The organism is Motiliproteus sp. SC1-56 (assembly GCF_017309075.1).
Classification (GTDB): Bacteria; Pseudomonadota; Gammaproteobacteria; order Pseudomonadales; family Balneatricaceae; genus Motiliproteus.
The window spans coordinates 132,410-151,841 of the sequence record NZ_JAEMGS010000001.1 but is presented as its reverse complement, the minus strand read 5'-3'; the positions used below and the strand labels follow the sequence as shown (position 1 = coordinate 151,841).

17 protein-coding genes are annotated in these 19,432 nt (G+C 64.2%); 14 read left to right on the top strand and 3 right to left on the bottom strand.

Features of this window, described 5'->3' with window-relative positions; translation table 11 throughout:
• Positions 1 to 65 precede the first annotated feature (65 nt).
• The gene (locus JGZ97_RS00755) at positions 66 to 941 is read left to right on the top strand and encodes an SDR family oxidoreductase (RefSeq protein ID WP_207060684.1); all 876 of its coding nucleotides are present in this window, start codon (positions 66 to 68) and stop codon (positions 939 to 941) included.
• A 26-nt stretch (positions 942 to 967) separates the two neighbouring features.
• Here the strand turns inward: JGZ97_RS00755 and hemB are convergent, their stop codons facing one another.
• On the bottom strand, positions 968 to 1,978 hold the full coding sequence (gene hemB / locus JGZ97_RS00750; RefSeq protein WP_207060683.1) for a porphobilinogen synthase: 1,011 nt from the start codon (positions 1,976 to 1,978) through the stop codon (positions 968 to 970).
• A 195-nt stretch (positions 1,979 to 2,173) separates the two neighbouring features.
• On the opposite strand from hemB, the gene JGZ97_RS00745 reads away from it, so the two are divergent.
• The 4 genes from JGZ97_RS00745 (at position 2,174) to JGZ97_RS00730 (ending at position 8,247) form a co-directional block, all read left to right on the top strand.
• The gene (locus JGZ97_RS00745) at positions 2,174 to 4,207 is read left to right on the top strand and encodes a TonB-dependent receptor domain-containing protein (RefSeq protein ID WP_207060682.1); all 2,034 of its coding nucleotides are present in this window, start codon (positions 2,174 to 2,176) and stop codon (positions 4,205 to 4,207) included.
• Between the two features lie 66 nt (positions 4,208 to 4,273).
• Positions 4,274 to 4,927, top strand: a complete 654-nt coding sequence (gene elbB, locus JGZ97_RS00740; protein ID WP_207060681.1) for an isoprenoid biosynthesis glyoxalase ElbB — start codon at positions 4,274 to 4,276, stop codon at positions 4,925 to 4,927.
• Positions 4,928 to 4,996: 69 nt separating this feature from the next.
• Positions 4,997 to 5,944 carry an ABC transporter substrate-binding protein gene (locus JGZ97_RS00735; protein WP_207060680.1) on the top strand — a complete coding sequence of 316 codons (948 nt, stop codon included), beginning with the start codon at positions 4,997 to 4,999 and terminating at the stop codon, positions 5,942 to 5,944.
• On the top strand, positions 5,941 to 8,247 hold the full coding sequence (locus tag JGZ97_RS00730) for an ATP-binding protein (protein ID WP_207060679.1): 2,307 nt from the start codon (positions 5,941 to 5,943) through the stop codon (positions 8,245 to 8,247). The genes JGZ97_RS00735 and JGZ97_RS00730 overlap by 4 nt, the downstream gene beginning before the upstream one ends.
• A gap of 94 nt (positions 8,248 to 8,341) precedes the next feature.
• Here the strand turns inward: JGZ97_RS00730 and JGZ97_RS00725 are convergent, their stop codons facing one another.
• Both JGZ97_RS00725 and JGZ97_RS00720 read right to left on the bottom strand, forming a co-directional pair.
• On the bottom strand, positions 8,342 to 9,445 hold the full coding sequence (locus JGZ97_RS00725) for a TRAP transporter substrate-binding protein (protein ID WP_207060678.1): 1,104 nt from the start codon (positions 9,443 to 9,445) through the stop codon (positions 8,342 to 8,344).
• Between the two features lie 36 nt (positions 9,446 to 9,481).
• Positions 9,482 to 9,700 (bottom strand): hypothetical protein, encoded by a 219-nt coding sequence (locus JGZ97_RS00720; RefSeq protein WP_207060677.1) that lies wholly within the window; start codon positions 9,698 to 9,700, stop codon positions 9,482 to 9,484.
• Between the two features lie 10 nt (positions 9,701 to 9,710).
• Between JGZ97_RS00720 and hexR the strand changes: the two genes are divergently transcribed.
• The 9 genes from hexR (at position 9,711) to JGZ97_RS00675 (ending at position 19,403) form a co-directional block, all read left to right on the top strand.
• Positions 9,711 to 10,586 (top strand): transcriptional regulator HexR, encoded by an 876-nt coding sequence (gene hexR / locus JGZ97_RS00715; protein WP_207060676.1) that lies wholly within the window; start codon positions 9,711 to 9,713, stop codon positions 10,584 to 10,586.
• Between the two features lie 176 nt (positions 10,587 to 10,762).
• Positions 10,763 to 10,960, top strand: coding sequence for a PA3496 family putative envelope integrity protein (locus JGZ97_RS00710; RefSeq protein ID WP_207060675.1), 198 nt, complete (start codon positions 10,763 to 10,765; stop codon positions 10,958 to 10,960).
• Between the two features lie 140 nt (positions 10,961 to 11,100).
• Complete coding sequence (locus tag JGZ97_RS00705; protein ID WP_207060674.1) at positions 11,101 to 11,355, top strand: sulfurtransferase TusA family protein; 255 nt, start codon at positions 11,101 to 11,103, stop codon at positions 11,353 to 11,355.
• 33 nt (positions 11,356 to 11,388) lie between these two features.
• Positions 11,389 to 11,736, top strand: coding sequence for a hypothetical protein (locus tag JGZ97_RS00700; protein WP_207060673.1), 348 nt, complete (start codon positions 11,389 to 11,391; stop codon positions 11,734 to 11,736).
• Positions 11,724 to 13,127, top strand: a complete 1,404-nt coding sequence (locus JGZ97_RS00695; protein ID WP_207060672.1) for a hypothetical protein — start codon at positions 11,724 to 11,726, stop codon at positions 13,125 to 13,127. Before JGZ97_RS00700 ends, JGZ97_RS00695 begins: the two co-directional genes overlap by 13 nt.
• A 64-nt stretch (positions 13,128 to 13,191) precedes the next feature.
• Positions 13,192 to 14,685 carry a B12-binding domain-containing radical SAM protein gene (locus JGZ97_RS00690; protein ID WP_207060671.1) on the top strand — a complete coding sequence of 498 codons (1,494 nt, stop codon included), beginning with the start codon at positions 13,192 to 13,194 and terminating at the stop codon, positions 14,683 to 14,685.
• 38 nt (positions 14,686 to 14,723) lie between these two features.
• Entirely contained in the window at positions 14,724 to 15,398 is a 675-nt protein-coding gene (locus tag JGZ97_RS00685) for an NnrU family protein (protein ID WP_207060670.1), read from the top strand.
• Between the two features lie 115 nt (positions 15,399 to 15,513).
• Positions 15,514 to 16,611: a 6-bladed beta-propeller gene (locus JGZ97_RS00680; RefSeq protein WP_207060669.1), complete on the top strand. Its 1,098-nt coding sequence runs from the start codon at positions 15,514 to 15,516 to the stop codon at positions 16,609 to 16,611.
• Between the two features lie 92 nt (positions 16,612 to 16,703).
• Positions 16,704 to 19,403 carry a cytochrome c3 family protein gene (locus JGZ97_RS00675; protein WP_207060668.1) on the top strand — a complete coding sequence of 900 codons (2,700 nt, stop codon included), beginning with the start codon at positions 16,704 to 16,706 and terminating at the stop codon, positions 19,401 to 19,403.
• Positions 19,404 to 19,432 lie beyond the last annotated feature (29 nt).

Here is a 19,432-nt window from a genome sequence, read left to right as displayed (position 1 = left end):
TTTTGGTATGCCCCTGCTGTTATGCTCAAGTGATTCCTGAAGGGTTATAAGAGGATCGGCTAACCATGGCAACTATTCTGCTGGTCGGATGTGGGGACATCGGCAGCCACCTGGGGCTGACGCTGGCGCGGCAGGGGCACCGCTGCATCGGCCTGAAAAGGCAGATCGCGGGCCTGCCCGCGGCGATCGAGGGGGTGGCCGGGGACGTCACCCGTCCCGAGACCCTGTCCGGGCTGCCGCGTGATGTCGACTACCTGGTCTACAGCGTGGCCGCCCCGCGTTTTGACGCGGACTGCTACCGGGCGGTTTACGTGCAGGGGCTGGGCAACGTGCTGCAGGCGCTGCAGGGCCGGCAGACAGCGCCGCGACGCTGTTTTTTCGTCTCCAGCAGCGCCGTTTATCACCAGCGGGACGGCGAGTGGGTGGACGAGACCAGCCCCACCCGGCCCACCTCGTTCTCCGGGCAGGCCATGCTCGAGGCGGAGCGGCTGCTGGAAGAAGCGCCGCTGGCCACCACGGCGGTGCGTCTGAGCGGGATCTACGGCCCCGGGCGGCGGCGGTTGCTGGAGTGGGTCAAGGCGGGGGTGGCCTGCGCGGCCGAACCGGTGCTCTACAGCAACCGGATTCACCGGGATGACGCGGTGGGGATTCTGGATTTCCTGATTCGGCGGGATTTGGATGGCCAGGAAGTGGCCGGTCTCTATCTGGCGTCGGACCCCCATCCCAGCCCTTACCACGAAGTGCTGGAGTGGCTGCGCCAGGCGTTGGCGCTGCCGCTGCCGGCGCCCGAGCGCTACGAGGACTTCAGCCAGCGCCTGCGCACCGGCAGCAAGCGCTGTGATTCGAGTCGTCTGCAGGCCAGCGGCTACCGCTTTATTTACCCCAGTTACCGGGAGGGCTTTGCCGACCTGATCGCCGAGGAGCGGGCTGCGGGCGGCTGACCGGGGCCGCCCGGCAGGGACGGACGCTAGCGGTTGAGGACCTGGGCTGCCCGCTTGGCGAAGTAGGTGAGAATACCGTCGGCGCCGGCGCGCTTGATGCAGACCAGGGACTCCATCATTACCGCCTCCTCGTCGAGCCAGCCGTTCTGCGCCGCCGCCATGTGCATGGCGTACTCGCCGCTCACCTGGTAGACGAAGGTGGGCACTTTCAGCTCCTGCTTTACCCGACGCACGATATCCAGGTAGGGCATACCCGGTTTGATCATCACCATGTCGGCGCCCTCGGAGAGGTCCAGGGCGACCTCATGGAGGGCCTCGTCGCTGTTGGCCGGGTCCATCTGGTAGCCGGCCTTGTTGCCCTTGCCCAGGTTGGCCGCCGAACCCACGGCGTCGCGGAAGGGGCCGTAGTAGGCGGAGGCGTATTTGGCGGCGTAGGCCAGAATCCGGGTGTTGACGTGGTCGCCGTCCTCGAGCACATCGCGGATCGAGCCGATGCGCCCGTCCATCATGTCCGAGGGGGCGACGATGTCGGCCCCGGCCTCGGCATGGGACAGCGCCTGTTTGACCAGCGTCTCCACGGTGCGGTCGTTGAGCACGTAACCGTCGTCGTCGATGATGCCGTCCTGGCCGTGGGTGGTGAAGGGATCCAGCGCCACGTCGGTAATCACTCCCAGCTCCGGGTAGGCGTCTTTCAGGGCCCGTACCGCCCGCTGGGCCAGCCCGTCGGGGTTGTAGGCCTCTTCCGCGTAAAGCGATTTCTTGTGCGCCGGGGTTACCGGAAACAGCGCGACCGCCGGCACTCCCAGGCTTACCAGCTCGCCGGCTTCCTTGAGCAGCAGGTCGATGCTCAGGCGCTCGACCCCCGGCATGGAGGCAACGGACTCGCGCTCATTCTCTCCCTCCAGAACAAACACGGGATAGATCAGGTCGTCCGGGGTCAGGGTGGTCTCGCGCATCAGGCGGCGCGAGAAGTCGTCCCGGCGCATACGCCGCATTCGAGTATCGGGAAAGAATCGCTGGCTGTTGTTGAAGGACACGTCCATCTCCTCTGTTGGCTCGCCGGTGGCCGCGAAACGACCTTGGGTGGGGCCCGAATCATAGCGCACCTCCGGCAACGCGAAAACAGCGCGGCTGCACGCGCACCAAAACCGAGCACGGCGCATAGCCCATACCGGTAGCCCCGTGCTAGCATGCCCCCTTAAATGTAGTGGGATTGGTGACAGGAGTCAGGGGTGAGCAGTAGCCGTAAACGCAGACAGGCAGCCGTCGGTGTATTGTTGTTGGGCGTCTTGCCCCTGGTCACGCTGGCGGCGGAGCCGGCCCCGCCGCCACTGACAGAGGCGGACTACCTGGCCGAGCTTGAGTCCACCCGGACCGCTACCCGCATGCGCCAGCACCGCTTCGAGGTGCCCGCCGCGGTCACCCTGATCGATCGACCGATGATCGAGGCCTCGGGGGCCCGGGAAATCGCTGACCTGCTGCGCCTGGTTCCCGGCTTCCAGGCTTACCACGTAAACGGCCACAAGTTCGGCGTCACCGCCCACGGTCTGGGCGCCCCCCATCCCGGCCGCCTGGAGATCATGGTCGACGGCCGTTCAGTCTACCTGCCCTCATTCTCCTCCGTGGATTGGCGCGCCCTAGGGATCGGCATCGCCGATATCGAGCGCATCGAGGTGGCCCGGGGGCCGGCGGTGACTACCTGGGGCTCCAACGCCTTCCAGGGAGCAGTGAATATCATCACCCGCAACCCGGTGGCCTTTCAGGGCACCCGGGCCATCGCCCAGGGGGGCAGCGCCGACAGCGCGCGGCTGGAGTTGAGCCACAGCCAACAGCTCGAGACGCTGAGCCTGCGCACCTCGGCCGGTTACCGGGACAGTGACGGCTTTGAGGTGAATGATGACGGCGAGAGCGGCTATTTCGGCCTGCGGGGGGTGATGACCCCCAGCCTGCGCGACACCCTGGACCTGCAGCTGGGGTTCAGCGGCGGCCACCACGGGGTGGGGGATGCCTTCAGCGATATCAACCGGCGTGATTTCAAGAACTTCTACCAGTCCCTGAGCTGGCGGCGGGACCTGATGTCGGGGGGCGAGCTGCAGTTGAACGCCCACCACAATTACCTGGACTACGAGATGGAAACCTGGCTGCTGTCCGAGGGGCTCGGTATTCCGCCGGCGACGCTGGCCGCCCTCGGGGTGCCCGACGAACCCATTATCGCCAACCTGGAGCACGGTGCCTCCCGGCGCTACGACCTGGAACTGCAGCACACCTTCACCCCGCATCACGGACTGCGGGTGCTCTGGGGGGCGGGAGCGCGCCTCGACAAGGGCAAGAGCAGCGCCGTCTTCTCCACCCGTGGCAGTGAGCAGGCCTGGTTCTGGCGCGCTTTTGGCAACCTGGAGTGGAAGCCCGCCCCGCGCTGGGTCTGGAACCTGGGAGCTATGCTCGAGCACAGCAAGTTCACCGAAACCGAACTTTCGCCGCGCCTGGGACTCAACTATCGGCTCGCCCCGGCCCACACCCTGCGCGCCAGCTACACGCTTGCCCACCGTGCCCCGTCGCTGGTGGAAGCGCGGCAGGATTCGCGCCTGTTCCACAGCAACGGTACCCAGCTCCTGTGGCTGCGTCACGCCGATCCTAGCCTCGGTGCTGAAACCAATCGCGCCCTGGAGCTTGGCTACCTGGGCCAGTGGCCTTCCCGCGACCTGGAGCTGGACCTGAAGCTTTTCTGGGAGCAAATCCGCGACGGCATCGGGCGCGCCACCCTGATCGATGCCCAAGCGCCTCTGTTCTCCCAGGTCGACCCTTCGAGTAACGTGAACAACGCGGATTGGGACACGCGCGGCCTGGAGGTAGAGGCGCGCTACCGCCCCTCCGCGGGCCGCTGGCTGGCCCTGGCCTACAGTTACCTGGAGCTGGACGGCGGCATGACACCGGGCCCGCTGGATGACCCCGCGAACCCCATCTTTGACTTTGATGACCGCGGGCCCCGGCACAACCTGGCCCTGCTTGGCAGCCAGCAGTTGGGTCAGAACTACCGACTCAGCGCGGCCCTCTATCGCCAGAGCGACGTCGACTGGATCGGCGGCTCCGACCTGACCGGCTACACCCGCCTCGATCTGCGCCTGGCCCGGCAGCTGCGCCTGGGCAGAAGTGATGCCAGCATCGCTCTGCTGGTGCAGAACCTGGGCGGCGAGTACGCGGAATTTCACGCGCGCAACCGTTTCGACACCCGCGCCTACCTGACCCTGTACCTGAGCCTGCACTGAATACCAAAGCGTCTAGAATGGAATTTCATACGGCCTCGGCCCCCTACCGGCAAAAAGGAGAAGGCGATGAAGAAGGTGGCAGTCATACTCGCGGGTTGCGGCGTCTTTGACGGCTCGGAGATCTACGAAACGGTGATGACCCTTTACCAGCTGGAGCAGCAGGGCGCCTGCTACCAGTGCATGGCCCCCAACGTGGAACAGCACCACGTGATCGATCACCGATCCGGAGAGCCCATGGCGGATGAGCGCCGCAACGTGCTGACCGAGTCAGCGCGCCTGGCCCGCGGGGAGATTATCGATCTTGCCGAGGCCAAGCCCGATGAGTACGACGCCCTGATTATTCCGGGCGGGTTCGGCGCGGCGAAGAACCTGTCCGATTTCGCCCTCAAGGGCGCCGAGTGCCGGGTCAACGAGCAGGTCCTGGCCTTTGTGCAAGCCATCCACCAGGCGGGCAAGCCGGTGGGGCTGGTCTGCATTGCCCCGGCACTGGCGCCGCGGCTGTTCGGGGAGGACGTCATCTGCACCATCGGTGAGGACGAGAACGTGGCCGAGGCCATCACCGCCATGGGAGGCCGGCACCGTCCGGCCCGCGTCGACGAGGTGGTGATCGACCCCGAGCGGAACCTGGTCACCACCCCCGCGTATATGCTGGCCAACTCCATCTCCGAGGCGGCCGAAGGGATTACCTGCCTGGTTGGTGAGGTACTGGCCCGCGCCTGATCAACAGGCGCGCGATGTTTAGATTCGCAGCAAGAGCAACCACTGTAATGGGTGAAACGGTTGTACCCCATGATAAAGCTGCACCGCGCTAGTCGCGGCAGGTGCCTGCTGGCGCTCTGGCTGCTTCTGGTGTTGCCGGTCCAGGCAATGGCCGCGCGACTGTTGCTGCTGCCCAGCGAGGACCAGCCGCTATACCGGCAGCTGGTGGAGGCGTTGACCGTCGAGCTGGGTGATGACAGCGACTGGTCCTGGCGGGTACTCGACGCCGATGCCGAGCTGTCCGCGTCCGGGCTGGAGCAGGTGGATCTGCTGATTACCCTGGGTACTCGCGCCACCCGGCGCGCGCTGGCAGTGCCGGAACGGCCGCCGACCCTGAGCGTCTTTATCCCCCGCAACGCGTTCGAGGTGCTGCTCGAGGCCTCGCCCGGGGCAAGGGAGGCGCAGGCAGAGGGGCGCCTGAGCGCGCTCTATCTTGAACAGCCTTTTGAGCGACAGCTCGCCCTGGCCAAGCTCATCTCGCCGAACGCCGGTACCCTGGGTACCGTGCTCGGTCCTCGTTCGATCCAGGATCAGGCCGCTCTTGAGCAGGCTGCCAGCCGGCTCCAGCTCGATCTGCTGGTCAGCATCCTGGGGCCGGATGCCAACCCCATTCAGCAGCTCAGCCCCGTGATTGCCAGCAGTGATGCTTTTCTGGCGGTACCCGACAGCGCCGTGTTCAATCGCCGTACCGCGCGCTGGATTCTGCTGATGACCCTGCGCCAGCGCATTCCCCTGGTGGCCTATTCCCGGCGCTACGTGGAGGCCGGGGCGGTAGCGGCGGTCTTCAGCACCACCGCCACCGTGGGCCGTGAGGCAGCCATGCGGGCGCGGCACTGGCTCGCTGACGGGGAGCTGGCAGCCCCCTCGCACCCGGAGCTGTTTGAGGTCAGCGTCAACCCGACCACGGCGCGTTCACTGCGTCTCACCCTGCCACCCGCGCAGGCGCTGGCGGACCAGCTAAGGAGGCTCGCACCATGAAGCGACTCGGCTTGCCCGTCAGGTTCGGGATCCATCAACGGGTGTTGCTGTTGGGGTTGCTTCCGGTGATCCTCATTACCCTGGTGCTGTCCGGCTACATGATCAAGACCCGTCTTGAGCACGAGCGGGAGAGCCTGTTCGAAAACAGCCAGGCTTTAGCGCACTACCTGGCTGCCGGTTCCGAGTTTGCCCTGTTTACCGGCGATACCCGTGACCTGGAATCCCTCACCCGTGGATTGAACGAACGGCCGGAGTTGACCGAGGTGCTGTTTGTCAACGACCAGCTGGAGCTGGTTCACCGCACCGGCCCTCAGCCCTATGACTACCTGCCGGCCGAGCACCGGCACCAGTTGCAGCAGCCGTTCCATCAGCTGGCGTCGGGGCTCTGGGCGTTCCATGCCCCGGTGCTGGCCTCGGATATGGCCATCAATGATTTTGCTCAAACCGCCAACACCCAGCGGCGCCTCGGCTGGGTGGTGGTGCTGGTCAATGACGACGCCCTCAAGGCGCGCCAGGCAGAGATTTTGCTGGATGGGATCATCATCACCCTGGCTGGGCTGGCCCTGACCCTGTTGCTCTCGCGCAGCATCGGGCTGAGCATCACCCGGCCACTGGAGAACCTGGTGCAGACGGTGAACCGGCTCGGCGCAGACGAGCTCAAGGCACGTGCCAGAGAGGGCAGTGCCGGTGAGCTGGGCGAGCTGCAGCGGGGCATCAACAGCCTCGCCGACCGGGTCGAGCACAACCAGTCCCTGTTGCGCGTGGAGGTGGATGAGGCGACCCGCGCCCTGCGCGACACCCTGGGGCAGCTGGAGGACAAGAACCGGGCCTTGGAAGAGGCGCGGGCGCGGGCGGAGACCGCCAACCGCGCCAAGGGCGAGTTTCTGGCCCGCATGAGCCACGAGCTCCGAACGCCCCTGACCTCGGTGCTCGGCTTCGGACAACTGCTGCAGCGTACCCGGCTGGATCACGAGCAGACGGAGTACAGCGAGATTATTCAGCGCACCTCCGGTTTGTTGCTCGCCCTGATTGACGACGTCCTGGACTTCTCCAAGCTGCAGGCCAACGCCATCGTGTTGGAGCAGGTGCCTTTCTCGCTCGCCCAGGCCGCCGAGGATATCCTGGCCATGCACCGTCCACTGGCGGCGGAAAAAGGGCTTGATCTGACATGGCGCGCGCCGGCCGGGTTGCCCAGTCAGGTGGTTGGAGACCCCATGCGCATCCGCCAGGTGATGACCAACCTGGTCAGTAACGCGGTCAAGTTCACCGAGGCCGGCACGGTCGAGATGCTGCTCGTTTCCCAGCGGGCTGCCTCGGGGATCAACCTGGAGCTGCAGGTGAAGGACACGGGGCCAGGAATACCCTCGGCCCAGCAAGCGCGGCTTTTCGCCCCGTTTGCCCAGGCCGATATGTCAATCAGTCGCCGCTACGGCGGTTCGGGCCTGGGGCTGATTATCACCAAGCGTCTGGTGGAACTGATGGGGGGGCAGGTGGGGCTGGACAGCTCGCCCGGCGTCGGGACCCGAATCTGGGCCCGGCTGCCGCTGGCCACGATCGACTCCTTCCCCGGTCCGTTGCCAGAGCAGGTAGGCGATACGCCGGACCCGGGACCGGTGCTCGCGGGGCTGCACATTCTGGTGGTTGAGGATAATCGCTTCAACCGCGTGTTGCTGCAGCGCATGCTGGAATACCGCAAAGCCGAGGTGACCTTGGCGGAGAACGGCCGCCAGGCCCTTGACCAGGTTGCGAACCGCTCCTTCGACCTGGTGCTGATGGACCTGCATATGCCGGATATGGATGGGCTTGAGGCCACGCGCCGTATTCGCGCGCTGCCAGCCCCGAGTGCCCGCGTGCCGATTATCGCCCTGACCGCCGATGTGATGGCCGGGAGCGAGGAGAGCTTCAGCCGGAGCGGTATCGACGGCATCCTTTACAAGCCCATCGACGAGGTACGGCTGATCGAGTGCATCCGCCAGCGGGTCAACCCGTCAGCGACGACAGTGCCGTCCGGCGGCGCAGCCTCGGGGCCTCCGCGCCTGGAGAGCTATGGAATCACCCCCCAGGCGCTCCACGAGGAGCTTCAGCGCCAGGTCGAGGGAATTCACCGCGGGTTTGTTGCACGCAATGCTGAAGCCATGCGCGATCACGCCCATCAGCTCAGCGGCCTGGCGGGACTGTTGGGAATGGCGGAGCTGGAAGCAGCCACCCGCAGCTTCCACCTGGCCGCAAAAGGGGCAAGCGCGCGGCGGCAGTGGCGTGAGCTCTGGCGTCTGGAGCGGGTGATCGACGGCTTGGCGCGCTAACGGGCGCTAGAGAGACGGGCGGGAAACGCAAAGGGCGCGCAAACAAAAGGGCCGCCAGCGGCGGCCCTTGGGTCCTGCGTACTGCGACTCAGGACTAGAGGCTGCGAGCCTCCAGGTAGGCTTTCTCGGATATGGCGTGGTAGGCCTCGGCCTGGTCGCGGAACTGGCGGAAGGAGTCGTACACCTTGCGGGTCAGTTCGTCCTGCTCGGCCTCTTCGGCGACCACCTCGTCGGAGAGCTCCTTGAGTCGCTTGAGCACCTCGTCCGGGAACTTGCGCAGCTCCACGTTATGCTCGTTCACCAGCTGTTGCAGGGCGGCGTTGTTGCGGGCGGTAAAGTCGGCCAGCATGTCCTGATTGGCCACCCGGCAGGCGTTGCGGACGATCACCTGCAGATCCGCCGGCAGGGCCTCGAAGGCTTCCTTGTTGATAAAGCTCTCCAGGGTGGTGCCGGGCTCATGCCAGCCAGGGTAGTAGTAGTACTTGGCCGCCTTGTGCAGACCGAACGCCAGGTCGTTGTAGGGGCCGACCCACTCGGTGGCGTCGATGGCGCCAGACTGCAGGGACGGGAAGATTTCACCGCCGGGCAGCAGCACCGGGGTGCCGCCGGCGCGCTTCAGCACCTCTCCGCCGAGGCCGGGAATACGCATTTTCAGGCCCTGCAGGTCGTCAACAGAGTTGATCTCCTTGTTGAACCAGCCGCCCATCTGCACACCGGTGTTGCCGGCGGCGGCGGGGATCAGGCCGAAGGGTGCGTAAACTTCTTCCCACAGTTGCATGCCGCCACCGTGGTAAAGCCAGGAGTTCATTTCCTGGGCGGTCAGTCCGAAGGGCACGGCGGCAAAAAACTGTGCCGCGCGGCTCTTGCCTTTCCAGTAGTAGGCGGCGCCGTGACCCATTTCAGCGGTGCCTCGGGAGACAGCGTCAAAGATTTCCAGCGCGCCCACCAACTCTTTGGCCCCGTAGACCTTGACCTTGATGCGCCCGCCACTCATCTCCTCAATCAGCTTGGCGAGGTTGTTAGCACCGGTACCCAGGCCCGGAAAGTTCTTGGGCCAGGTGGTGACCATCTTCCACTCGATGGTTTCGGCTTTCTTGGTTTCCTGCTTGGCCTCTTCGGGCTTTTGAGAGCAGGCGGCGAGGGTGCCCGCAGCCAGTGTGCCGAGTCCCAGGGCTTTGATGAGTTCGCGACGTTTCACAAATGCTTCCCCTTGTTGTTTTTAGTTTTTGCCAAGCTAGCATGGAATGATAAATGCCGCAATTTGCCCATCGGCACAAAAAATATCGGAATCAGCCAGTTGAAAGCAGCGCTTGCTGAATGTTGCGTTGCACCATAAAACGTGGAACACTGGCGGTGCGTTGGGCAATTGAATATGCTTCAGCCTCAGTCCGGCGGCGCGAGTCAAATCGTCTGGATTCAACGGGTTCGGCAATCCGGGCCGAAACAGCAGCACGAGACCATCCTTGAACACCGTTAACCTTCTCAAAGCGATCGCTGAGGCGCGCCCCAGCCTGCGCAAGTCAGAGCAGAAAGTGGCTGACTACGTGCTGGCCCAGCCCAACGAGATCATCCACATGCGCATTGTCGACCTGGCTTCCGAAGCCCAGGTCAGCGAGCCCACCGTGGTGCGTTTCTGCCGCGCGCTGCACTACGACGGTTTTCAGGACTTCAAACTCACCCTGGCCCAGGGGCTGGCCACCAGCCCCAACTTCGAGCAGTTCTCCCTGGACAAGAAGGACAGCGTCAGCGACTTCAAACAGAAAATCTTTGACTCCACGGTGGGCAACCTGATCAACGTGCGGGAGACCCTCGACGCCGAGACCCTGGAGCAGGCGATCGACGCCCTGGCCCAGGCCAAGCGTATCGAGTTCTACGGTTTTGGCGCCTCGGCCGCGGTCTGCACCGATGCCCAGCACAAGTTCTATCGGCTCAAGGTCACGGCCGTCTCCTACTCCGACCCGCACCTGCAGGCGATCGCGGCAGTGACCCTGTCCGAGGGGGACGTGGTGGTGGCCATCTCCCAGACGGGCCGCACCAAGGACCTGCTGCACTCGGCCAAGCTGGCCCTGGAGCAGGGGGCCCAGGTGATTGCCCTCTGCCCCAGCAACACCCCCCTCTCAGAGCTGGCCACCATCCCTATCCACATCGACCTGGAGGAAGACCGGGACCTCAGCGCACTGATGGCCTCGCGGGTTATCCACCTGGTGGTTATTGATGTCCTTGCGGTGGGGCTGGCGATGCGCCTGGGTCCCGGGGTCATCGATCATCTCAAGACCATTCGGCGCAGCCTGCGCTCCTTGCGTCAGAACGAAAAACGCCCGCCGCTGCGCAAGAATTGAGCGGGTTCTCGCCCTCAAAAAGTCTTTAACGCAACCGCTGCGTCCGACACAGATTTGATTTTTGCACCAAAACTGAGGTATTTAGGAGGTTACGGGACCGGAGTTGTCGCCGTATCGTCACAGAAGGCGTTTAAGGTGGGTCCCGCTTGATTGCTAGTTGGCATGGAGTGATGACCATGATGCGAAACGACCCCCAGCTGAATAACCTGCAGTCCCAGATTTTCGATATCTTCATGGAGCTCGACTCCGAAACCCAGCAGGCCGAGCGCAAGGCCGCCTGCGACCGCAACCTCAAGGCCCGCCGCGCCATCGAGGATCACTTCGAGCGCAAGCGCCTGCGCAAAGCACTGATCGATTACGACTTCGAAGACTGATCCCGGCTCACCCGGGAACGGGTTCGCCCCTTTCCCGGGCCGCGTTGCCAGGCGCGGGCGCGATACAGTATGCTGGCCCGCAGCGCGGGACTGCCACAGGCCCCGCTTTCCTTGTCACGGGGCCGGGTTAAACGTCCTTCATGTCATCCATCACGACCAGCGATATCACCTGCACGTCCGAGGTTGATGCCCGGGGGCTGCGCTGCCCCCTGCCGCTTATTCGTCTCCAGGAACGAATGGAAACCCTCGCCAGCGGCGAGTCGCTTCGGCTGCTGGCGGACGATCCGGGTATCGAAGACGACCTGCCCGCCTGGTGCGAGGCCACCGGCCACCGCCTGCTCAGCCTGCAGCAGCGTCCCGACGCGAGCTGGCTGGGCCAGGTCGAAAAACAGTAACCGGCGCTTCTCGCGCCCTTTCGGAGAGATCGCTTGAAACCCTGGCTTATCCTGCTCAATAACTTCAGCCATGACCTCTTTACCGGCCTCTGGTTCGGCAGCTTCGTCACCCTCTACGTGCTCAAGGTCAAGGCCGCGGAACTGGGGGCGCCCGGCCCCTGGCTGGCGGAGCTCAACAGCTTTTTCTTTACCTTTTGCTGGGTCTCGCTGCTGCTGGTCTGCCTGACCGGGCTGTTCCGCTTCCTGTTTGACCGCCGCGGCGACGGTGGCATCAGCAAGGACAACTGGCAGGTGAAGAAGCAGATGCTGATCGTCAAACACGCGGTGCTGGGAACCGCTTTCATCGGTGGCAGCATCATGAGCTACGTATGGACGCACTGACTGCGGAGCGCGAAGCGCTGGCCGCCGCCATCGGTGCGCGGATCGAGGCGGGCATCAACGGGGATGCGGCGGCATTTGAGCCGCTGGCGCTGCGCCTGTTCGCCTACCAGTACCGGGCCAATGATCCGTTCCGCGAATACTGCGACGCCCGCGGCGTGACGCCGGAGAACGTCGACCGCTGGGAGCAGATCCCGGCCTTTCCCACCAACGCCTTCAAGGACACCCTGGTCACCTCGTTCCCGCAGGAAGAGGCGGTGATGGCACAGCTGACCTCCGGCACCACGGCCAACAAGCGGGGCCAGATCTTCCGCGACGCCCAGGGCCGGGAACTGGTTTTCGCCGCCAACCGGGTGATGACCGAGGCCTACCTGTTTCCCGACCTCAAGGCCCGCGAGGCCGCGGGGAAGCCCCGCTGCCGGGTGCTGATCCTGGCCCCGAGCCCGCAGATGGCCCCCTCCATGGGCATGGCCATGGGCATGGAGGAGACCCGGGTCCGGTTCGGCGCGGACAACAGCCGCTTTCTGCTGGAGCGCAGCGGCATCGACATCAAGGGCATGGTGGAGGCCCTGACCGAGGCCGAGCGCAGCGGCCAGCCGGTGGCTTTTATCGGCGCGACCGGGGCCTTTGTCTACTTCTTTCAGGCGTGCCAAAAGCGCGGCCTCTCCTTCCGCCTGCCCGAAGGCAGCCGCATCGGTGACGGCGGCGGCTACCGGGGCCGTTTCGGGGAGATGGACCGTAACCAGTACTACCGCATGGCCGAAGAGATCCTGAGGATTCAGGCCGATCACTGCATCAACGTGCTGGGCATGGCCGAAAGCGCCACCAACTACTTTGAAAATCCCCTGCACGATCGCACCCACGGCCTGCGGCCCGGTCCCCGGCGCATGATCCCGCCCCCCTGGACCCGTACCCAGGTGGTGGACCCGCACACCCTCGAGCCCCTGCCCGCGGGCGAAGTGGGTCTGCTGCGGCACTTCGATCTGGCCAACCTGCCCACCGTGCTGGGGGTGCAGAGCGACAACCTGGGGGTGGCCCTGGAGGACGGCAGCTTCCGTATCATCGGTCGCGCCCAGGTCGAGGACGGCAAGGTCTCTCTGCTGCCTGCCGAGCGCACCGTGGGGCCCATGGGGGACAATCGCATTTTCCGTTTCCTGGAGAACTACGTTAACTTCTCCATCCGCTTCAAGATGGGGCTGCTCTCCTTGGGTAAGCGCCAGCCGCGGGCTCCCGCGCCGGTGCCGAACCCGACGGCCAACGGTCCCGCGCGCTCGCCCGAGGCCGACATGGAGACCATGGGGGCGGACTGTCCCTGCGGTGAGGGCATCGAACAGCTGGTGGAACAGGGCCAGAACGGGGACAAAGAGCGGGAAAAGCCCTCCGGTTCCAGTTAAGATATGTCACTCCATCCGGCGCAGCCGCGTCCACCCGTGATTGTCCAGGTTTAAGCAGTTTGTGATGAAAAAGATTCTCTTTATCGCGCCTCCCTATCACTGCTGGGGGGTTCAGGTGATCGGCACCTGGCCACCGCTGCAGCTGGCCTACCTGGCCGGCGTGGCGGTCAAGGCCGGCTTCGAGGCGAAAATCTTCGATGCCATGAACAAGTACGTCACCTTTGACGAGGTGCGCGCCGAGATCCAGCGCTACCGGCCCGATTGCGTGGTCTCCCTAGACTACCTGCCGGTGTCCGGCGCCATCAGCACCGCCACGGTGCCGGCGGCATTGGAAGCGCTTGCGATCGCCAAGGAGGTGGATCCGTCGATCACCACCCTGATCGGGGGCCCCCACCCCACCTTTATGTACCAGGAGATTCTCACCGCCGAGCGCCTGCCGCCGGATTTTGTCCTGCGCGGGGAGAACGAGGCCACCTTTGCCGAGATGCTGCGCCTGTGGAGCGATACGGAGCGGCTGGCCATCAACTGGCGCGAGGTGAAGGGGCTGGCCTTTATCGATGACGGGGAGGTGGTCAATACCCGCCTGCGCCCCCACATCGAAAACCTCGATGATTATCAGCCCGCCTGGCACCTGCTGGACTGGGAGGACTACCACTACAACATCGAGCCCTGGGGGCGCATGGCCTCGATCATGACCACCCGCGGCTGCATGATGGACTGTTCCTTCTGCTCCCACCGGGTGTTCTGGCGCGGCGACTGGCGGGTGCGCTCGCCGGAACTGGTGATCGAGGAGATCCGCCACCTGGTGGACACCTACCAGGTGGAGTTCATCACCCTGATCGACCCTTATCCCACCAAGGATCGGGAACGCTGGGAGCACCAGCTGGACCTGCTGATCGAGGCCCAAATTCCGGTACGGCTGCTGATGGAGACCCGGGTCGAGGACATCATTCGCGACGCCGATATCCTGCACAAGTACCGCGACGCCGGCATTATTCACATGTACCTGGGCGCCGAGAGCAGCGACGACACCACCCTCAACAGCCTCAACAAGGGCACCAGCGTGGACATGAACAAGGAGGCCATCGACCTGCTGCGCGAGGTGGATATCATGACCGAGGCCTCGTTCATGATCGGCTTCCCCGAGGACACCCCCGAGAGCGTCAGCGCCACCATCGACGAGGCGATCCGCCTCAACCCCGATATCGCGGTCTTTCCGCTCATCACGCCGATGCCCTTCACCCCGCTCTACAAGCAGATGAAGAGCCGTATCCGGGTCCACGACTGGTCCAAGTACAACCTGATGACACCGATCATCGAGCCGGACAACATGTCCCTGGACCAGGTGCACCGCGAACTCGCCCGCTGCTACATGACCTTCTACGGCAACAAGATGAAGGAGGTGCTGGAACTGCCCGACGGCTTCAAGCGCCGTTACATGCTCAGCGCCTTCAAGGCGATGATGAAGGACTTCCACAACCACTTCGATTTCGGCGACCACCCGGTCCCTCACGATATGGCGGGGCTGCGCGAACTCAAGGACGCGATCGATTACTGAGCGCGGCCTGAGCGGAGGCCTAGTGAGGGGCGCTGGCCTTGATTGAGTTGTTGGTCGCCGCCGGTGTGTTCGTGTTCAGCCACCTGCTGCCCATGCATCCGTCCTGGCGCGGGAGGCTGGAGCAGCGCTTGGGCGAACGGGGATTTTTGCTCGGTTACAGCCTGCTCTCCCTGGCTGTTCTCGCCTGGCTTGGTCACGCCTTCGCCAGCGCCCCCTACGTGCTGCTCTGGCCCTGGCACCCGGCGACTGCCTGGGTGCCGGTGCTGGTGATGCCCTTTGCCTGCATCCTGCTGGTAGCGGGTCTCAGCTCATCCAACCCCTTTTCGCTCGGGCTTGGCGCCCAAGGCTACGACCCGGGGCGGCCGGGGATCGTCTCCCTGACCCGCCACCCGGTGATGTGGGCCCTGGCGCTTTGGGCTGGCAGTCACATGCCCGCCAACGGTGATCTGGCGGCGGTGGTGCTGTTCGGCCTGTTGCTGCTCTTGAGCCTCACCGGCACCCGCACCATCGAGGGGAACCGCCGGCGGCGTTTCCGCGTCGAACAGTGGGCGGTCTGGCGCGAGGGGACAGGGAATTGGCCCTCCATCGCCTCGGTGGACTGGTCCGGAATCGGTCCGGCGCGCATCGGTGGCGGCCTGGTGCTTTACGGTCTGCTGCTCGCCCTTCACTCACGGCTGGTGGGGCCTGACCCCCTTGCCGTTCTGGGCGGGTAAAGGTCGGGTGGTTGGCCCTCATTTGTTGATATCGAGGCAGGACCCCTTTAGTATCCGTACGTTTGCCATGGAATGGCGCCTTCAAGGCGGTCGGGCGAGAGGTGTAAACGCGCGCATGATGAAAAACCGTGGAATCGGTCTAGGCCCCGTCCTCCTTTGCCTGTTATCCCTGCTGCTGGGTGCCTGCGCCGGCCCCAACTATTCGCTGCAGAACCCGGTTGATGCCATCCCCCTGGACGAACGTCCGACCTGGCCCCGCGGCGGAGAAACGGCCCGCTATCGGCTGGCGGGCCTCTACTACGGCGAACAGAACCTGAATGCCTCCTTTGAGGACGATGCCTCGGCCGCCTTCACCAAGGCCCTTTACTGGGTCGCCGGCGTGTTCCAGGACAACACCAGCCGGCAACTGCAGTCGCCCCAGGGCGTGTTGAGCGATGAGCTGGGCGCCCTTTACGTGGCGGACGTGGGCTGGGGGGGGATTTTTGTCTTTGACCCGCTCTATGCGGCCTCCACCGGCGGTGCCCTGCCGATCTGGACCCGGGCCACCCCTGACGGCGAGCGCTTTATCACGCCGGTCGCCCTGGTGAAGGCGAGCAACGGCGACCTGCTGGTGACCGACGCTGACCTGGGGCTGGTGGCGCGCCTGGACCGAGAGGGGCAACCCAAGGGAACTTTTGGTAAAGGAGTGCTGAACCGGCCCACCGGAATTGCCCGCGATCCCGCACGGGGCCGGATCTACGTGGCGGACACCCAGGACCACGACATCAAGGTGTTCAGCGACAAGGGTGAGCTGCTTGACACCTTTGGGCAACGGGGGGTGGGCGCAGGGGAGTTCAACTTCCCCATCCACCTGGCGTTTGCCCGTAACCGGCTGCACGTGGTTGATTCCATGAACGCCCGCATCCAGGTGTTCGACACCGAAGGTGAGCACTTGCTCAGTTTCGGCAAACGCGGACGCTACCTGGGGGACTTTACCCGTCCCAAGGGGATCGCTGTCGACAGCCAGGGCCATGTCTATGTCTCTGACTCCTTCGTGGACAGCGTGCTGGTTTTCGATGCCGAGGGGCGCTTTCTGCTGCCTATCGGCGGTAGTGGCGCAAGGGCCGTGTTCCAGCTGCCGGCGGGGATCTTTGTCGACGACCGGGACCGGGTTTTTATCTCGGATTTGGATAACGGGCGGGTGGTTGCCCTGGATTACCTGGGTGGAAGTTGACCCGCGGCATACCCGCAGGATTGTTATGCGTTTAAAATAGGGCGCTGGATCGCGCCTGCAATCGCGCGTGCAGGGAAATCGGATTGGTGGTGATGAAAAAAACTCTGGCTCTTGCGGTAACGGCAACACTGGTGCTCCTCAGCGCCTGGGCGCAGGGGGCCCGTGTCTCCGATATCGCCAGAACCAAGCACAACCTGTCCGCCAACTCCGGCGGAGTGGAGAGCACCGAAACCACCGAAATTTGCGTCTTCTGCCACACCCCCCACGGCGCCAATGCCGGCAGCGGCGGGCCGCTGTGGAACCGTCCGCTCAGCGGCCAAACCTATACGATGTACAGCTCCTCGTCGTTGGATGCCGCCTCCCTGGCTGGTAAATCCCTGGGTACCCCCGAGGGCAGCTCCAAACTCTGTCTGAGCTGCCACGATGGCACCATCGCCATCGGTACCGTCAGCAACGAGCCTGGGCAGGACGTGGGTGACGGCACCATCGCCATGACTGGCACCGAGACAGACGGCAGCATGCCGCTGGGTACCGACGGTTATACCCGCCGCCTGGGTACCGACCTGACCAACGACCATCCCATCTCCATCAACCTGGATCTCGACGTGGCCCAATCCGACGGCGAACTGAGAGAGCCGTCCAACGACGCCAAGCAGGAAATACTCGACGGTGGGCAGACATTGGTGGGGGTTCGCGGCGCCGACGGACTGGCCTCAAAGCCCAAGCTGCCCCTGGAACCTACCGGCAGCGGCAATGCCGGGCAGGTACAGTGTGCCAGCTGTCACGACCCCCACATTACTGAGACCGACAGCAGCAAGCACCTGGGGGAAAGTATCAAGTTTTTGCGCCTCAACCGCTTCCAGCTGGCCGAGCCCACCGGCACCTACAGCCAGGAAAACGACATCATCTGCCTGGCCTGCCATGACAAGGATGGCTGGGAAACCTCCGCCCACGCGCTGCAAAACGTTGCCGGCGAGACCTACAAGACGACGCCGGCGGCCACCCGCGAGTTCCCCGATGGTCTGCCCGTCTACAAAGCCGCCTGCCTTAACTGCCACGACACCCACACCGAGTCTGGCGCGCCGCGGCTGATGCGCGCCGGCGCCGATACTAGCGGCAAGGCGGCGGTGGAGGAGACCTGCTACCAGTGCCATACCACCAGCGCCAACGCGGTGGTCAACAAAAGTGAAACGAGCGGCTCGCCGACCAATGCGGTGCCCAATATCGAAACCGAATTCGGCAAGAGCGTGCGCATGCCCATCACCACCGATGATCAGCGCACCACCGGGAATCCGGCGCACGACATTCACAACGCCGATTTCGTCGAGGATCCTGCGAATCTAAACGGTGGTAACAATGCTAACCGCCACGCCGAGTGTACCGATTGCCATAACCCTCACCGGGTGATGCGTAATGTGCGCTTCAACGGCAACGCCGATGGTCTGGGAGACGATACGCTGCGGACTCACGAGACCGGTCGTGATGAAACCAGCGCGGGTCCGGCCGACGGTCGCGAGGGCAATGTGGCCTCCGGGGTGCTGCGGGGCGCCTGGGGGGTCGATCTGCTCAACCCGTCTTTCTTCCGAACCAGCCTGGGCGTCAACTGGCCGGAGCAGATGACGGCCGCGGATTTCGAGATCAAGTCGGGCGACCCGGGCAACAGCGACCTGTCTCAGGCTGAACTCAATGACAACCTGACCCGGGAGTACCAACTGTGCTTCAAGTGCCACTCCAGCTACAGCCAGAACGACCGTCTTAGTGGCGGCCGCTCGGAAACCGATATTCCATTGGGTGGTCACGGGGGCGCTACGGCCGCCAACACCAACGGGCTCGATTATTACACCAACGTGGCGGCCGAGTTCCTCTCGGTCAACGCCACTAACCCGCCAACATCGGGCACCGACCAGGGTGAGGTATTGAACACAGGGGGCGGCGCCGACGGCAACACCGAAGCTTTCGATAGCGGAGGGAATAGTGCCGGTAACCTGTGCGGTGGTGGTGGCTGTGAACCGGTTGCGTCGGGGCCGGGCAATACCAACGCCAACGATACGTCCGGCTTTAAAGATTCACGTGATATTCCACCGGGTAGTAGTCCGTTATTTGATCCGGATATCAACCATCGCTCCTGGCACCCGGTGGTGTTCCCGACCGGGAGGGATCGCGCCAGGCGCGGCATCAACAGCGGAACCGGTCCCGTAAACTTCAGAGCCCCGTTTGCCGACAACATCGGCGCCCAGACCATGTACTGTTCAGACTGCCACGGCGCCGAGGGCTCCTGGGACACCACGAACGGGGGGGCTGATCGTTCCACCGTGCAAGGCCCCCACGGTTCGAATACCAAGTTTCTGCTTAAGACCGACTCCACCAACCCGTGGAACCCTGGGCCCCCATCCAGCGCCGGTATTACGCGACTTGGCAGCACGCGAAACAACTTGGGCCTGTGCGGTAACTGTCACCAACCGGAGGTCGACAACAACGGCAGCGGCTTTTACGGGAACCATATTCCTGACGGCAACATGGGAACCGAGGCCTGCATGAACTGCCATATCGCCATCCCTCATGGGTGGAAAAACAAGGCGTTTCTGGTGAATATGCGCTGTGTCGGCCCGGAAGCCGCCGGTATTACCCAAACCTGCACCTCCCAAGGCTCTTGGGATAATGGCCAGACCATAGAGCCTTACTACGTGGACGCCTACCTGCGGATATCGCTCTGGGCACCGGCGGGCTCCTGGTATTACGAGGCCTGCGGTGGTGACGCCATGAAAAACTGCGCAAGTGGTGACGGTTATTAAGGCTAAACAGCAGTTCGGACCGGTCAAGC

Coding starts and splice junctions, on each gene's coding strand:
- JGZ97_RS00690 (WP_207060671.1), top strand. CDS start 13,192: ATGAAAAAGATTCTCTTTATCGCGCCTCCCTATCACTGCTGGGGGGTT.
- JGZ97_RS00735 (WP_207060680.1), top strand. CDS start 4,997: ATGATAAAGCTGCACCGCGCTAGTCGCGGCAGGTGCCTGCTGGCGCTC.
- JGZ97_RS00680 (WP_207060669.1), top strand. CDS start 15,514: ATGATGAAAAACCGTGGAATCGGTCTAGGCCCCGTCCTCCTTTGCCTG.
- JGZ97_RS00730 (WP_207060679.1), top strand. CDS start 5,941: ATGAAGCGACTCGGCTTGCCCGTCAGGTTCGGGATCCATCAACGGGTG.
- JGZ97_RS00755 (WP_207060684.1), top strand. CDS start 66: ATGGCAACTATTCTGCTGGTCGGATGTGGGGACATCGGCAGCCACCTG.
- elbB (WP_207060681.1), top strand. CDS start 4,274: ATGAAGAAGGTGGCAGTCATACTCGCGGGTTGCGGCGTCTTTGACGGC.
- JGZ97_RS00705 (WP_207060674.1), top strand. CDS start 11,101: ATGTCATCCATCACGACCAGCGATATCACCTGCACGTCCGAGGTTGAT.
- JGZ97_RS00710 (WP_207060675.1), top strand. CDS start 10,763: ATGATGCGAAACGACCCCCAGCTGAATAACCTGCAGTCCCAGATTTTC.
- JGZ97_RS00695 (WP_207060672.1), top strand. CDS start 11,724: ATGGACGCACTGACTGCGGAGCGCGAAGCGCTGGCCGCCGCCATCGGT.
- JGZ97_RS00675 (WP_207060668.1), top strand. CDS start 16,704: ATGAAAAAAACTCTGGCTCTTGCGGTAACGGCAACACTGGTGCTCCTC.